Below are 14,506 nucleotides of genomic sequence, written 5' to 3'. Positions count from 1 at the left end.
CCTAACTGAAGAAGTAAAGTTGGTTCAAGCGAATGGATTCGGCGGGTTCGACGTACGCATGGACACCGTCCGCAGTCACCGCGAAGGTCTCCGGGTCCACCTTGATTTCCGGAGTAGCCGAGTTACGAACCAGATCACGCTTGGTGACCGTCCTCGTGCCCTCGACGGCGACAACCTGACGTTCGAGACCGAGTCGATCCTTGATGCCGTCGTCGAGCGCCGCTCGCGAGACGAACGAGACCGAACTCTGCGGCAACGCCTTGCCGAATCCACCGAACATCGGCCGGTAGATCACCGGTTGTGGTGTCGGGAGCGACGCATTCGGATCTCCCATGGCGTGCCAGCTGATCAACCCGTTCTTGATGATCGTCTTCGGCTTCGCGCCGAAGAATGCGGGCTCCCAGAGAACAAGATCCGCCATCTTCCCGACACCGATCGACCCGACCACATGCGAAAGACCGAACGTCAACGCTGGATTGATCGTGACCTTCGCGACGTAGCGCAACACGCGAAAGTTGTCGTGCGTCGGTGAATCCTCGGGCAGCTTTCCGCGGGACCGCTTCATGCAGTCCGCTGTTTGGATCGCGCGTAGCCAGTTTTCTCCAACCCGGCCCATCGCCTGTGAGTCACTCGAGAACATCGAGATGACGCCCATGTCCTGCAGTACGTTCTCGGCACCGATCGTCTCGGCGCGAACGCGGGACTCGGCAAACGAAACATCCGAGGGCACTTTGGGATTGAGGTTGTGACAGACCATGATCATGTCGAAGAGTTCGGCCTGAGTGTTGATGCCGTATGGCAACGTCGGATTGGTCGACGCCGGAAGTACGTTGTCCTCGCCCGTCACCCGCAGAATGTCGGGTGCGTGACCGCCACCCGCGCCCTCGCTGTGATAGGTGTGAATGGTACGGCCTTCGAAGGCCGCGATGGTGTCCTCGACGTATCCGGCCTCGTTGAGTGTGTCCGTGTGAATGGCGACCTGAACGTCCATTTCGTCTGCCACCCGCAGAGACTCACGAATTGTGGCCGGTGTCGCGCCCCAGTCCTCGTGGACCTTCAGACCGGCCGCACCGGCCTTGATCTGTTCGACCAGCGACTGATGCCCGGACGAGTTCCCCTTGCCCAACATGCAGACGTTGACCGGCAAACCCTCGTTGGCCTTGAGCATCATCTCCATGTTCCAGATACCGGAAGTGATGGTGGTGCCGTTCGTTCCGTCGGTCGGGCCGATGCCACCACCGATCAGCGTCGTCACTCCCCCACTGAGTGCGTGGTACGCCTGCTGTGGTGACACGAGGTGCACGTGCGGATCGATGCCGGCGGCAGTGAGGATCATCTGCTCACCGGAAATCGCGTCGGTCGCCGGACCGGTGGTCAGCCCCGGGGTGACGCCTTCCATCGTGCTGGAATTTCCCGCCTTACCCCAGCCGACGATCTTGCCGTCCTTGATTCCCACGTCTGCCTTGACGACGCCGATGGTTGCATCGACGATGACCACGTTGGTGATCACGAGGTCGAGGGCACCGTCGATGCTGCACGACTCCGGATCCTGGCCCATGCCGTCGCGCAGCGTCTTGCCGCCGCCGTAGATCGACTCGTCGCCGATCGTTCGAAGATCTTCCTCGACCTCGATGTACAGGTCGGTATTGCCCAGCCTGATCTGGTCACCCGTGGTGACCCCGAACAGACCCGAATACTCTTGTCTCGAAATGCTTGTCATGGGTATTGCTCTCCTTCGTCCGCCGTGAACGAGAATCAGTCGGTTTGAGGTTCGGACAGGAAGCCGAGTTCTTCGGCACGCTGGACGGCTCCGGGGAGCCTCGGCCGGTAGGCGGCGTGGGTCGGCGCCCAACCGTCGACAAGTCCGTTGAAGCCTTGCACTCGTTGCTTGCCGCCGAACGGCACCAACGTCACTTCCTTCTCGTCGCCCGGCTCGAACCTGACCGCCGTGCCCGCGGGAATGTCGAGGCGCCAGCCGAAGGACTGTTCACGATCGAAGGACAACGCGCGATTGACTTCCATGAAGTGGTAGTGCGAACCCACCTGGATGGGACGGTCACCGGTGTTTCGGACTCGCAACTTCAAACGTGGACGGCCCTCGTTGAGTTCGATCGGCTCGTCCCGCAACACGTATCCGCCGACCGGTACTTTCTTCTCGCCGCCGGAATCCTTCTTCGTCGATTTGCTTGCCATCTTGGAGTGCTCCTGACATCTCGGTCGGGCTACTGGATCGGAGAGTGCACGGTGACGAGCCGGCTACCGTCGAGGAACACCGCCTCGACCTGCACACGTGGAATCATCTCCGCCACACCGTCCATCACGTCGTCGACCGTCAAGGCGTGCGATGCGTCGGCCATGACCTCCTCGAGAGTCTTGCCCTCCCGAGCTCCCTCCAGGGCGGCTGCAGTGATAACTGCGACGGACTCCGGGTGATTGAGTTTGAGCCCCTTTGCCTTTCGCCTCAGTGCGACATCCGCCAACATGAGGATTGTCAGCTTGTCGAGTTCTCGCGGTGTCAGATGCATTCTGAACGCTCCTTGTCGATCATGCGGTAACTCCCTGTCGTCGAATACATGTCAGCTCCCCTGTTCCGTCGCTTCGGTGAGAGGTTCGGCCGCTTGCTGGACGAAACCGCTCCTCCTGCCGCCCGAGTACTCGTTGATCGCGTCCAGAACTGCCTGGGCATGTTCCGAGGCGACCAGCACCTCGACACGCAACCGCTCGGTGAACACGACGTCGTTGCGTTGTCCGCGGAACTTGAGCGAGGCCGAGTCACTCGCGGAGACATGCGCTTCCGATACGACTATCGACTCCGCTCCGGCAGCCAGCAGCGCCTCCCGTAGCTTCTCGGACTCGATGGTCTGCAATACCGCGGTGATGAGTTCGTGCTTCGGGGCGCCGAGGTTCGGAACAAGTTTTGCCCCCTCGACCAGGACCCCCGAGTCGAACCCGCTGGTCTGCGGCGCACCACCCGCGCCCACGAATGCGGCGTTGTAGCGGTATGCGTCCATGCCTTGCTGACGACGGTCGATGTCCACCTGGTCTTTCGGGGCCAGCTTGAGACCGATGGTCTTCTCGATGCCCGTGGCGATCAGCCAGGTCACCACGAACGAGAAAGCGATGACGACGATCAACGCCAGCGCCTGCTCGCCGAGTAGTCCTGCCCCGCCGCCGAAGAAGAGTCCGTCGCGGCCGATCGAATTGATGGCTTTTTCGCCGAACAAACCGAGAAGGAGTGAACCGAGGATGCCGCCGATGAAGTGGACCGCGATGACGTCGAGCGCGTCGTCGAACTTGAAGATCGACTTGAGCGCGAGCGCGAAGTGGCAGACCAGTCCGGCAAGCGCGCCGATCGCCAACGCGGAGAAGGTGCTGACGAAGCCGGCGCAAGGGGTGACGGTCGCGAGACCGGCTACCGCGCCGGTGATTCCGCCGATCGCCGTGGCCTTGCCCTCGGTGTACCTTTCGATGACGAGCCAGACGACCATACCGCCCGCTGCGGCGATGTGAGTGTTCATCAAGGCTTGTGCCGCAACACCATCGGCGGCCAATCCGTCGCCTGCGTTGAATCCGAACCAGCCGAACCACAGGATGCCTGCGCCGATCAACGCCAGAGGCACCGAGTGCGGGACTGCCTCGGCGTTGGGCCATCCCGGACGTTTACCGACCACCAGCAAGATTGCCAGGGCGGCGGCGCCGGCGGATGCGTGGACGACAATTCCGCCGGCCCAGTCCTGAGCTCCGCGGAGCGCCAACCAGCCTTCGGGATTGAAGAGCCAGTGCGCAATCGGGGGGTAGACGATGATCGACCACAGCACGAGCAGAACGGCCCAGCCCAAGGGCTTGAGCCGGTTTGCGGTCGCACCGGTGATCAGCGCGGGCGTGATGATCGCGAACATCATCTGATAGACCACGAACGCCAGAGTCGGTACCGCGACTGCACCTTCGATCAGGTGGAAGCCCGGGGCGGCGGCTGTGTGTATGTCCTGCAAGCCGAACAATTTGAGGTCACCGAGGAAGCCGGAACCCCAGTCTCCACTGAACGCGAAGCTGTATCCGAACACGACCCAGGTAATCGAGACGAGTCCGAGTGGGACGAGGTTCTGCTGCAACATGACGAGCGCACTGCTACCACGCACCAGACCGGCGTAGAAGAAGGCGAGTCCGGGAACCATGAAGAGAACCAGACCCGCGGAGATCAGCACCCACGCCGTGTCCCCACTGTCTATCACTGCTTCGGCTAACACCATTTCCATCGACATCGACGACCTCCGAGCATTATTCGGACCTGAACAAAGTCATTGGTTAGAGCAGCAATTCGCGATGTTCCGGTTCGCTGCGACAGTTACGCTACGCCCCATAGTTGCACCTTCTCAGCAAAATCGGGGGAACATCCGGTTTTCACGTTTAGTAGAGCATTGTTCTGGGAAAAGATGGGACTTTGCCTAAACATTGCGGACGCTCCACAACCTACAATTGCGAGACTAAATCTCGCCGAAAGTGGTTTAAGTCCTGCAAAATGGGGAACGTAGCCGCAGGTGAGCGCCACTTTCGGAGCAGAAATGCCGTTTCCAGCTCGGGACTTAGCTCCCTAACCAAGACAATCGCGAGCACCTTATGCGATTACCAACGTCGGTGACCCGCCTATCCAATCGGGTAGGTAATTTCACCGAACATCTTCTCACCTGTTCAGATGATTAACCTTCACCGCACTGAGGGCAATCCTGTCGTTAATATGTTCTTCATCTGTACTGGATATTTCGACTGGAAGGTCGAAGATCACCTTTCGATAACCTTTAAGGTTGAATGAATTTCGCTGTGACTCTTTTGTTATGCAGAACCTAGAGGGGAGGATTGATCCCACCAGGCGAGCACTCGGATGCCGGATAAAGTCAGCCACCTCGACGGCTCCCCCGCCTTTGTGTCGACCTCGAACCACACCCGCCCCGGTTGGCGACCGGCCTGGAGCCACGTCCCATCCGAGGCTCGAGCGGCCCGGATCATCTCGATCGCGTCCGCCATTCGCGGATCAGGCTCATTTCCATCCGACAACGACGCTTCGCGGAAGTAGTCGGCTGCGTTGAGCACGTTGTAACGCCACCGGAACGGGTACGCGAACCGGCCGATCCAGTCCCCCACCGGTTCCCCGGTCGAGAGTCTCCGGAACAGACCGCGCTGCAGCAAGAATTCCTCACCGGATCGTCGAGCCGCGCGCGTCTCAATTGTTCCCCCGGTCGCGATCTCGTACGCGAGAAGCCCTTTGAGTGAATTGAGCGTCGAATGGAACGACGATCGGGTCGAACCTTCGATCCACTCACAGTTCCACCCACCATCCGGAAGTTGATGCCGCACAAACCAATCAGCCAGTTCATCAACGGGCATGCCGAGCCACACACCGTTTGCCACCGTCCAGGCGTTGATGCAGCAATCGACCTCACCGTCCCAGTACGGCCGGCCCTCGTACTCCCAGCGACAGTTCTCCGCGAGCAGTTCTGCAGTACGACGCTCCCGCAGAACACTGGCGTCGAGGCCCCACTCACGCAAGGAGTTGAGCGTCCAAGTAGTTGCCGTCCAGGGTTGCGAACCTTCTTCTGCTGCTTCGGGTCCCACGAAGTCGAATTCTGCCGGGAAGAACGCCCCACCCGCCCATTTGCCGTCTCGATCCTGCAATGAAGGCAGGCGTGCACCAAATCCTTTGGTAGCGATCGACGCGCGCGTCGCCGCCCACACAGTGGGCGCTTCGTTCAGCAGGTCGCGCTCCACCTGCCACCGAATCGCCGGATCCGAATCGAGGAGCCACGCGAGCAAGTCGGCTCGGGGTGCCATCTGGCAATACTATCGAAAGGCGAAGCAGGTCATCCGGTTAACACATTTCTCGACGTCTGATGCAATGGTGAACTCCGGACCCGTTGCGTGGCCTACACCGGATAACCCAACGCCGCCCGCACCGCCACGATGTCGGCGGCAGCGACCTGCATAGGCTTGTCCCCCAACCGAATCAACGTGCCAGTGGGCAGTTCCTCCACCACCGCAGATTGGGGGAGTTTGCTGCGATCGAACGTAACTCCTGAATGGAAGTATGTTTCCCATCCCACCTCCACCTCACCTTTCGACCGATTCTGAAGGTGCCGGTAGTCGCCGATGCTCCACCGAGCCCGATCCGGATCCCAATGCTTGACGATCACTCTCACGATCGCGTCTCCGATATCCGGGTCGAGCAACCGCCGGGTACTGTCGGTGAGCTGCTTCTCCGTCGGCAACGACACCCGGACACTGTTGGGGGCGCTGGTTTCTAAGCCGCCGACCCCGGCGATAATCCGCCGCGCGGTCCCGTCCTCGGGCGACAAACCGATGCTGTACCCCGGTCCCGGGGTGTCCGAATACCCCATCTCCTTCGAGCGGGAATGCTCGAAGATTCGCACCAACCCGTCCACACTGAGATCTGCGGGGCCTTTGTCCAGTTTTTTGGTGTACACCCACGGCAACGCCAACTCCGGGTCGATCTCTTCCAGATCGTCGAGGAAGGCCCGCATCGTCTGCGCCACTTCCTGACTCGACTGCACCCGCGTGCCCCAATATCCGATCACGGTCGGCCATCGCCCGACTATGCTCATCGCCCCGTCCTTTCCAACCACTGCGTAATAGTCTCCGTCCGACTACGTGTCGCGACATGAGCAAGGGTCGGCGGTCACGCGGCGTCTTAGACCGGGTAACCCAGTGCTTCCCGCACGGCCAGGATGTCGTCGAAGTTGACGTCTAACGGTTTCTCGCCCAACCGAATCAGCGTTCCGTTGGGGAGTTCCTCCAGTACGGCGACGACGGGCAGTTTGCTGTGATCAAGATCGATCCCGGACTGGATGTATGTCTCCCAACCGACTTCGATTTCGCTGACCTCATTTCCCTGCGCATTGCGGTACTCCCGCGTCCCCCACCGCGCAGACTCCGGCGACCAATGCTCGATGATCGCTTTCATGATCGCGTCCCCGACGCGTGCAGTCAGCAACTGCGACGCCTCCCCGATTGCTTGTTTCTCCGGGGGGAGGGTGACGTTGACGAGATTCGGAACCCTCGGAACATTCCGGCCGAGAGAGAATTGGATTCTCAAGAACTGATATCTGTCCGGGTGCAACAAACTCACGATGTAGCCAAGGTCGAAGGCAGCAACGGATTGCCCTTCGACATCCTTCGCTGCCCGGAAGATTTTCGCTAGGCCTTCCACGCTTAGATCGGTCGACTCGAAGGCAGTCTCGGGCGAAAACACCCAAGCTTGTCCAAGTGCTGGATCAATGTTCCTCAGACTATGAAGAAACGAGAACACCTCCGCTGCAATGTCTTCTACCGGTTGCGTCCGAGGGCCCCAATACCCGATCACTGTCGCGCCACGATCCGAATTCATCGACCTTTCCTTTCCAGCCACTCTGCGATCGTCATAGTCGTTCTCGGCAAATCATTGTCATTGAACAGTTGTGGTCCGGGTTGCTGCGGAGCGCCGGGAGCATCCGGATTCACCGGCACCTGACCGACATCAGGCAGAGTCGGCACACTCGGTTCCTCGGCACGACCTGGCGAGGGAGCCTCCGGGGTGGAGTTCTCGGGTCTCGGGTTCGACCCCGGATCGCCAATCCCACCGGGCGAGAATGATTCCCACTCGCCACGATCGGGAACGCCGGGAAAGTGGGTTGCGAGGGTTCCGGAATCGCGGGATCCGGGCGTGCAGGTTTCATTCACGGACGGAACAGAGGGTTGATCATGCTCGGCAGGTTGAACTGTGCCGTCGATGGCGGGTATGCCGCGCGGTGGCACTCCACCCGGAGCGTCGATCAGCTGGTGCGTAGCCGGATCGGGATCGCGGCGCGGTAATTGCGGGCAGGCTGGTCGGTCCGCGCCATCCCTACCTGCAGGCAGCCCCGAGTGCGCCCAACGTAGGGCTCACAGCCGTCTGAAACCTTTGGGTAGAGGAATCTCCGGTCGTTCGGTCGGCAGTCCTGCTGCTGCGCGGATGCTTCGGATGTCCTCGACGGTTAACGGCGTGGACAGATTCTTCTGGATGACGATTGTGCCGTCCTGGTAGGGAAACGCCTCCACGCTGGGCGGGAGCTGCGTTTCCTTGATCGGCAACTCAGGACCGAAGTAGGTGCAACTGCCCACGATCGCGTCACCCGGTACGTTGAACTGAGGCGATGATTCGGTTCGGCGGTAGAGCACGGTGACACGCGAGTCCCAGATGTCGGCTAGTCCCTGTACGAGCTTCAATGCCAGCGAAATCAGTGATTCGTCGGCAAAGGCACATGCGAATGCGCCGGACCCTGAGGTGCCCCCGAAACTGACAACGACTTTGACGTCTCCAGCGGGTGAATACAGGGTCATATGTCGTCCCAATGAGAGGGGATACATACCGCCGGTGGCATCGGGGGATCGTCTGCGCTCGATCAATGCGGCTTCGATCGATTTTTCCGTCGGAGGTACAAGGATCTGACGGAGATTCGACGCCAAGGCCTGCTCGACTCCGGCGCCGTCGGGGAGTGCATCGCCTACTGTTTGGTACAAGTCGACGTCGAAGACAGGATCGATGTCGCGAAGCAATCGTAGCGAACGTGCAACGAGCGCGGCCGTGACGGCCTCGCTTTCAGGCGAACCCTTTCGTGGAATGACCTTCACTGTCAAGCCCGCCGTAGGATTGCGGCGCAGTGATGACGTAGGCACTTTCACTCCCCTCCAAATACGATGATGTTGATGTTCTCCATCCCGATGACCTCGTCGAACGCATCCTCCATTATCTGAGCAGCTTGTTCTTAAGAACACCATCACCTGCGGACGTGAGCTTGGCCGTAACTTCTGGTGTCACAGCCGGCGCGAGCCTTTCGGTAGGCGAACCTCCGGTCGTTCGGTCAGCAGGCCGACTGCTGCACGGATGCTTCGGCTTCCGTCGGCAACCAACGGGGCGCGTGGATCACGCTGGATGACGATCGTTCCTTTCTTGTACGGAAAAGCTTCGACAGTGGGTGGGATCTGCGTTTCGTTGATCGGCATCTCAGGGCCGAAGTAGGTGCAACGTGCCCACCGTTGCGTCGCCGGGCACGTTGTACTGAGGTGTGAGCTCCGCATCCCGGTAGAGCACGGCCGTGGGAGCGTCCCAGATATCGGCCATGCCCTGGACGAGTTTCAATGACAGTGAGATCAGAGATTCATCGGCGAAGCCCCCTGGGTACGGCCAGATGAAGGTGCAAAGTAAGGAACCTGCTCCTGCCGTACCCCCGAATCCGATGAGAATTTCGATGTTTCCGTTGTCGGTGAACAACCTGAGTTGATGCCCGAATGAGAGTGGGTAAATCCCGCCTGCGGCATCAGGAGACTTTCTGCTCTCGATCATTGCGGCCTCGAGGGAGTCCTCTGCCTGAAGCGTGAGGATCCGTCCACCATTCGATGCCAGAGCCTGCTCGACCGTAACGCCGTCGGGAAGGTCATTCCTCACGGCGCGGTACATGTCGACGTCAAAGACTGGGTCAAGCTCTCGAAGGAACTGCAGTGACCGCGCTGCCAGCGCCGCGGTGACCGATTCGGCTTCCGGCGGTCCCTTTCGCGCCATGACTTTCAAGGTCAACCCGGAGGTCGGATCACGACGTAAAGATAAGGCAGACAACGTCACTCCTGTTCGAAGACGATCGACCAATTGGAACAGGCTCTGGCGCTACACCGGGTAACCCATCGCCGCCCGCACCGCCACGATGTCGGCGGCAGCGACCTCCATTGGCTTGTCCCCCAACCGAACCAACGTGCCAATGGGCAGTTCCTCCACCACCGCAGATTGGGGGAGTTTGCTGCGATCGAACGTAACTCCTGAATGGAAGTATGTTTCCCATCCCACCTCCACCTCACCTTTCGACCGATTCTGAAGGTGCCGGTAGTCGCCGATGCTCCACCGAGCCCGAACTGCCCACGATCGCGTCGCCGGGTACGTTGCGCTGAGGCGATGATTCGGTCCGGTGGTAGAGCACGGTGACACGAGAGGCCCAGATATCGGCCTGCCCCCGTACGACCCTTAACGCCAGCGCAATCAGCGATTCGTCGGCAATGGTGCAGGAAAACGAGTCGATGCGTGAGGTACCCCCGAAACCGATCATGACCTCGAGATCCCTTTTGGTCAGACAAATTGATCATCTGCTCTTTGGAGACTGGATCCGAGGCACGTGGGGCAAGAGCGCACACAAATTGCTTAGACTGTCTCCAGTCTGGCTATCCAAGGCGCAGGCTCTAGGCACCGAGTCCGACGTTGGTCCAGATATCAAGGTAAGTGGAGTAATCGACCAGTTCAGGGGGTTCCGTCAATGACCACACAACACCCCTTGTCGATTCCTCACCAAAGTACAAGCAAAGATAACCGCCGCCGCCCGATCTGAATGTCGCGATGCAACGAGCCGGATCTGGGTACTCTTCAGGGGACAGCCCGTCCAGAATAGACCATTCAAAGCTGTCAATTCGAAACATATCTTCAAGAGGCAGTGGCCCGACAGTCTTACCGGCAATATAGTACCAACCGTTGTGCAAATTTGAATAGAAATTCTTTAGACTGGAGGGGAATTTATTCCAATACCCTGAAAGTTCATCACCATCCACTACCGGTGGCGTACCCAAATAGTAGAGATCGGTCCCGTCTGCCATTTTAATTTTATATAGAAGAAAGAACCTATTTTCAGACCTGAGCAACCGCACATCAGATAGATTATCTTTAATGTTTCTGTAAGTGTCGCCCAATATCGGTCGCCCAAATACGTCCCATTGGTCCAATATCCCAGAAATTCGAGCTGCAACGTCACCATTTAGTGCATCCAACCAATAATTCGGAAGCGCCATACGTTCAAGTGGTGTCAAGTCGTCAATCTCCGCAAGCACGGGCGAGTCGACACACCGCGAAATCTTGACCAGATCCACTACTGAACTCCATTCAATATATTAGATATCATTAACTATCCAGACGAGGCGGATGCTCGAAAAATGGGATGAGCTGCAGGGACTAGGGGAAGAGGACTACCGCTCGCGATGGCGCTGACAGCTACTGAATTGGGCTGCGCGAAGAGCAGCTTCGAGCCATCGATCATCCTGGTTACTGTACAGCTTGCGCAAACCGGGCAGGTGTACGCCGCCATGTGGAAAGTACTGTTTCCCACGGCATCTCACTACAAGCTGTTCGGGTACGCGCGAGGGTGGTATCAAGGACAAAGCGCTCTACGCGCCGGCTCAGGTGTTGACCTGATTTCCGTCAGAATCGGTATCTCGTGCTTGGCGGTCAGTGTCTTTGTAGTGCAATTTGTCGTACCTGTTTACCGGAGGTGCATCCTTCTGCTCGCGGTAGAGCGCCCGTGTCAGCCAAGCACCGAAAACATCGTTGAATCCGGTGGGATGCCTTCGCGTGAGGAAGGGGGTCCACCACCACGCCACGAACACAGCAGCGAAACCGCACAAGAGGACAGGTCCGAGAATCGACCGCTGTGGAGCGGTGAGCCAAGCGAAAACGATGGTAAGGATCGACGAACTCCAGTAGATCGTTCTCGCATGACTGCGGTACATCACGTAGGGCGTAGATACGATCAACGCCACAGCCCCTGCAGCAATCGCACAAATCGCATAAAAGGTGGTCATGGTGCCGGTTCCGCTTGAGGAACGGTGTGTCGTCGGTATATGGAACTCTTCGGGAGAAAACGCAAAACGAGGACCGCCGCAGTGCCCGCGACAGCGCCGATCCGGGTGGTCGAATTGTCAGTCACGAGGAACACCATCCCACTCGCAGCCGTCAACGAAACGGCCAAGGTTATCGCGCCCCGCATCGGATTGCCTGCTGCGGCATCAAGCGCCGACAGCACCCCCGAGGCTAGGCAGAATGCAATGGCAGCGATCAGCAGGTAATGCACGGTCTCAGTCCCTTCTCTTGGAGCGATCGATCATTGTCTAAGGCTTCAATCAAATGATCGGCCTGCCCGGGTACCCAAGTATGCCCCGAGTAGCGATCCTCCGATTGCACCGATTCCGCCCCCGACTGCGGCACCTATCGGGCCGCCGAGAAACCCGCCGAGTGCGGCGCCACCTTTGCCGCCTGCCCATCCCAATGCGATTGCGCCACCGGAATTTCCCACAGTTTCGCCACGTGGCGCGCCTTCGCGCCACTTGATGACACCCGAGGCAACCTCAACTGCCACCGATAATCTGCTTAAAACAGTACCCACTGCCGCCGACCGAGCGGCCTGCGCAGCGCTCGGGAGCGAACCAGCATGATGCACACCGGTGTTCGCAAGGGCGCCCGCAGATTGCAAGCCCGAGGCGGGGCCACCGAGCGCGGTGCTGCCTTTACTCAAGACAGTTGCGATCTCGGAATCTGTATAGCCGCGGTCTCGCATCTGATCCACCTGCCATTGCAGGTCGTCAAGTTGTTGCTGTGCGGTCAGAGGGACGTTGCCAGTGAAGTCAGCAGGTACGTCGCCATGGGCGAGCGCCCGTTGGTTCGCGGCCCTCTGCGCGGGGCCGATCAAACCGTTGTTGGGATCAGAGTCAAAGATCCCGAATGGTAATTCCATTGGAGGATCTGGCTGCGTCTGCGTTTCCATGTCGAGGTTGTCGAGTGGGTTCCACGGAGGGTCGCTCGCTGTACCCCCGGGTGTATCGGTGCCCGAGTCGGTCGGCGATCCGATATCGAACGGCAGTGGTGTTGTCGGTGCCGGCTGCGTCGGGGCGTCCATGTCGAGGTTGTCGAGTGGGTTCCACGGAGGCTCGCTCGTATCGGTGCCCGAGTCGGTCGGCGATCCGATATCGAACGGCAGAGGCGTTGTCGGTGCCGGCTGCGTCGGCGGATCCATGTCGAGATTGCCCAGTGGGTCGATCCCGCCGACGTCGTTGTAGGGGGAGTCTGTCGGGACGTTGACCATGACCGGTCCGCCGGACTGGTTGACGACCTCACCGCCGCCTTGAAGGGGTGTAGCGGTGACGTCTCGTCCGGTGACCGGGTCGCTGCCGCCGTAGGGGCCGTCAGCAGTGACCGGGTAGATGACGCCCGGGGTCGGGATAACGACTTGGTAGAGCTTGCCGTCACGGATCTCGTAGTAGGTGGGAACCGGATCGCCGTTGACGTCGTACGCCCACGCAGCGGCAACGGTGCCCTGCAAGTCTCCGTTCGCGTCGTAGACACCGACGGACCCGTCGTCGTTGATGCTCATGTGTCCGCCGGGTGGTAGGTCGACCACCATTTCAGCTTCATGCGAGGAGGTTTCGTCGTGAATGAGGAAGATGGTGCGTTGTCCGCCACCTGGGTCGGGGATGACCACGACGTCCTGACCGCCGACGAAATACGGCATGAACGGTTTCGCGACCGTACCGACTACCTGGGAGAGAACCGACTCCCACGGACGCGCGCTCACACGCGCACTGAACGGTCCCGGCCGCCCCCTCACTCTCATACCCGCAGCGGTGAACGCCGCGGCCCCGACGAGGACCAGTTCGAGATACCGGTCACGGCCCGAGTCCTCCCCGGCGGTGGAAACATCTGCTGCCGGGCCCGGAACCGTTTGGGCCGGTGCGATATTCGAATCCGAATCCGCGGGGATCGGTCCGGGACCACGATCGGTGGTGGTTCCCTCACCCGGGGTGGGTGTGGGTGAGGGAACCGCTGATGCCGATGCATTGGGGAATGCACCGACACCAGTTTCCGAGGCCGGGGACTCGGAAGTAATGGGCGGAACCTCGATCGTCGGCACAGGGACGATGGGGGTGCCGTTGTAGGTGGGAAAGTTCGTCGGAGCATTCGCGCCGACATTCGGGCCACCGCCTGGAGCCTGCGCACCGGGGAGCCCGACCGTGGTCGTCGGCGCAACTGTCGCCGTCGTGGACGGCGCACTCAGGCACGGGTTGATGATCTCTGGCGGGATGGGTGCACCAGGTGGCAGCGACGCAATGAGATTCAGGTAGATCTGATGATCACGTGCCCGCACCGCCGCGCAGTCTTCTTCCGGCGTCGCGTTCGCCGGAGCGGCGGAGAGTGCGATTCCCGCACCGATCACTCCGGCCGCTCCGGTCAACAGCGCCCCGGCGGCAAGCACTCCCGCGAGAGTCCGGCGAAGTCGTCTACCGGACTTCACCGGTGCGCACCACAATTGTCACTCTTCTTCGTTCGGAGTAGCGCGATGAGTTTGTCTGCGCCCCACCAGAACAACCGTCCGGAGATCGACATCCACAAGAAGAATGCCAGGTAAACCAGGATCGTCCCGTAGTCGTTCGCCCAGCCGGCGAGCTTCCCGATCACCGCGAATGCCGCGATCAGCAACCCCAGTCCGACTGCGGTGGCGATCACAGCCTTGGAAAGTGGACTGAGTTCGCTGTCCGGATCCCAGTCATCAACGTCTGCAACGTCTTTACTATCGACGGCAGTGGATTCCGACTGGGCACTGCGGCGTTCGGCGTTGTTGACGGGCATGGCTGGAACTCCAAATAGGAAGGGAGAGCGGGGACAACGGGTCGCCGACGT

The 14,506-nt window shown here is 60.0% G+C and carries 16 protein-coding genes; 1 reads left to right on the top strand and 15 read right to left on the bottom strand.

Annotated features, from left to right (window positions below; genetic code table 11):
* Nucleotide 1 precedes the first annotated feature (1 nt).
* The 13 genes from BH682_RS01535 to BH682_RS01475 form a co-directional block, all read right to left on the bottom strand.
* Entirely contained in the window at nt 2–1,720 is a 1,719-nt protein-coding gene (locus BH682_RS01535; protein ID WP_003943847.1) for an urease subunit alpha, read from the bottom strand.
* Between the two features lie 35 nt (nt 1,721–1,755).
* Nucleotides 1,756–2,193 carry an urease subunit beta gene (locus tag BH682_RS01530; RefSeq protein WP_003943812.1) on the bottom strand — a complete coding sequence of 146 codons (438 nt, stop codon included), beginning with the start codon at nt 2,191–2,193 and terminating at the stop codon, nt 1,756–1,758.
* Between the two features lie 29 nt (nt 2,194–2,222).
* Nucleotides 2,223–2,525 (bottom strand): urease subunit gamma, encoded by a 303-nt coding sequence (locus tag BH682_RS01525; protein WP_007731718.1) that lies wholly within the window; start codon nt 2,523–2,525, stop codon nt 2,223–2,225.
* Nucleotides 2,526–2,576: 51 nt separating this feature from the next.
* A complete protein-coding gene (amt, locus tag BH682_RS01520; RefSeq protein ID WP_075831838.1) occupies nt 2,577–4,262 on the bottom strand; it encodes an ammonium transporter in 1,686 nt (561 codons plus the stop codon).
* Between the two features lie 568 nt (nt 4,263–4,830).
* Nucleotides 4,831–5,826 (bottom strand): squalene cyclase, encoded by a 996-nt coding sequence (locus BH682_RS01515; protein WP_075831836.1) that lies wholly within the window; start codon nt 5,824–5,826, stop codon nt 4,831–4,833.
* A 92-nt stretch (nt 5,827–5,918) separates the two neighbouring features.
* Entirely contained in the window at nt 5,919–6,614 is a 696-nt protein-coding gene (locus BH682_RS01510; protein ID WP_232354229.1) for an Imm52 family immunity protein, read from the bottom strand.
* Between the two features lie 86 nt (nt 6,615–6,700).
* Nucleotides 6,701–7,396, bottom strand: coding sequence for an Imm52 family immunity protein (locus BH682_RS01505; RefSeq protein WP_332328460.1), 696 nt, complete (start codon nt 7,394–7,396; stop codon nt 6,701–6,703).
* A gap of 533 nt (nt 7,397–7,929) precedes the next feature.
* Nucleotides 7,930–8,703, bottom strand: coding sequence for a hypothetical protein (locus BH682_RS01495; protein ID WP_223304698.1), 774 nt, complete (start codon nt 8,701–8,703; stop codon nt 7,930–7,932).
* A gap of 138 nt (nt 8,704–8,841) precedes the next feature.
* Entirely contained in the window at nt 8,842–9,030 is a 189-nt protein-coding gene (locus tag BH682_RS36605; RefSeq protein ID WP_007731733.1) for a hypothetical protein, read from the bottom strand.
* Between the two features lies 1 nt (nt 9,031).
* Nucleotides 9,032–9,640: a hypothetical protein gene (locus BH682_RS01490; protein WP_223304699.1), complete on the bottom strand. Its 609-nt coding sequence runs from the start codon at nt 9,638–9,640 to the stop codon at nt 9,032–9,034.
* A 48-nt stretch (nt 9,641–9,688) separates the two neighbouring features.
* Nucleotides 9,689–9,865, bottom strand: coding sequence for a hypothetical protein (locus tag BH682_RS01485; protein WP_228401677.1), 177 nt, complete (start codon nt 9,863–9,865; stop codon nt 9,689–9,691).
* A 386-nt stretch (nt 9,866–10,251) separates the two neighbouring features.
* Nucleotides 10,252–10,929: an SMI1/KNR4 family protein gene (locus BH682_RS01480; RefSeq protein WP_054781775.1), complete on the bottom strand. Its 678-nt coding sequence runs from the start codon at nt 10,927–10,929 to the stop codon at nt 10,252–10,254.
* 306 nt (nt 10,930–11,235) lie between these two features.
* Nucleotides 11,236–11,637, bottom strand: a complete 402-nt coding sequence (locus tag BH682_RS01475; RefSeq protein ID WP_007731740.1) for a hypothetical protein — start codon at nt 11,635–11,637, stop codon at nt 11,236–11,238.
* Between the two features lie 81 nt (nt 11,638–11,718).
* Between BH682_RS01475 and BH682_RS36600 the strand changes: the two genes are divergently transcribed.
* Nucleotides 11,719–11,901, top strand: coding sequence for a hypothetical protein (locus BH682_RS36600; RefSeq protein WP_154100278.1), 183 nt, complete (start codon nt 11,719–11,721; stop codon nt 11,899–11,901).
* A 50-nt stretch (nt 11,902–11,951) separates the two neighbouring features.
* Here the strand turns inward: BH682_RS36600 and BH682_RS01465 are convergent, their stop codons facing one another.
* Entirely contained in the window at nt 11,952–14,120 is a 2,169-nt protein-coding gene (locus BH682_RS01465) for a hypothetical protein (RefSeq protein ID WP_190287624.1), read from the bottom strand.
* Nucleotides 14,117–14,455, bottom strand: coding sequence for a hypothetical protein (locus BH682_RS01460; protein ID WP_075831832.1), 339 nt, complete (start codon nt 14,453–14,455; stop codon nt 14,117–14,119). The genes BH682_RS01465 and BH682_RS01460 overlap by 4 nt, the downstream gene beginning before the upstream one ends.
* Between the last annotated feature and the right edge of the window lie 51 nt (nt 14,456–14,506).

Source organism: Rhodococcus sp. YL-1 (assembly GCF_001942025.1).
Taxonomy (GTDB): Bacteria; Actinomycetota; Actinomycetes; order Mycobacteriales; family Mycobacteriaceae; genus Rhodococcus_F; species Rhodococcus_F qingshengii.
The sequence above is the reverse complement of the archived record's forward strand: the minus strand, read 5'-3'. Positions and strand labels throughout refer to the sequence as shown.

Excerpts from the sequence above, each read along its gene's own strand:
- BH682_RS01525 (WP_007731718.1), bottom strand. The coding sequence starts at position 2,525 with ATGCATCTGACACCGCGAGAACTCGACAAGCTGACAATCCTCATGTTG.
- BH682_RS01460 (WP_075831832.1), bottom strand. The coding sequence starts at position 14,455 with ATGCCCGTCAACAACGCCGAACGCCGCAGTGCCCAGTCGGAATCCACT.
- BH682_RS01510 (WP_232354229.1), bottom strand. The coding sequence starts at position 6,614 with ATGAGCATAGTCGGGCGATGGCCGACCGTGATCGGATATTGGGGCACG.
- BH682_RS01475 (WP_007731740.1), bottom strand. The coding sequence starts at position 11,637 with ATGACCACCTTTTATGCGATTTGTGCGATTGCTGCAGGGGCTGTGGCG.
- amt (WP_075831838.1), bottom strand. The coding sequence starts at position 4,262 with ATGTCGATGGAAATGGTGTTAGCCGAAGCAGTGATAGACAGTGGGGAC.
- BH682_RS01535 (WP_003943847.1), bottom strand. The coding sequence starts at position 1,720 with ATGACAAGCATTTCGAGACAAGAGTATTCGGGTCTGTTCGGGGTCACC.
- BH682_RS36605 (WP_007731733.1), bottom strand. The coding sequence starts at position 9,030 with ATGCCGATCAACGAAACGCAGATCCCACCCACTGTCGAAGCTTTTCCG.
- BH682_RS01530 (WP_003943812.1), bottom strand. The coding sequence starts at position 2,193 with ATGGCAAGCAAATCGACGAAGAAGGATTCCGGCGGCGAGAAGAAAGTA.
- BH682_RS01505 (WP_332328460.1), bottom strand. The coding sequence starts at position 7,396 with ATGAATTCGGATCGTGGCGCGACAGTGATCGGGTATTGGGGCCCTCGG.
- BH682_RS01515 (WP_075831836.1), bottom strand. The coding sequence starts at position 5,826 with ATGGCACCCCGAGCCGACTTGCTCGCGTGGCTCCTCGATTCGGATCCG.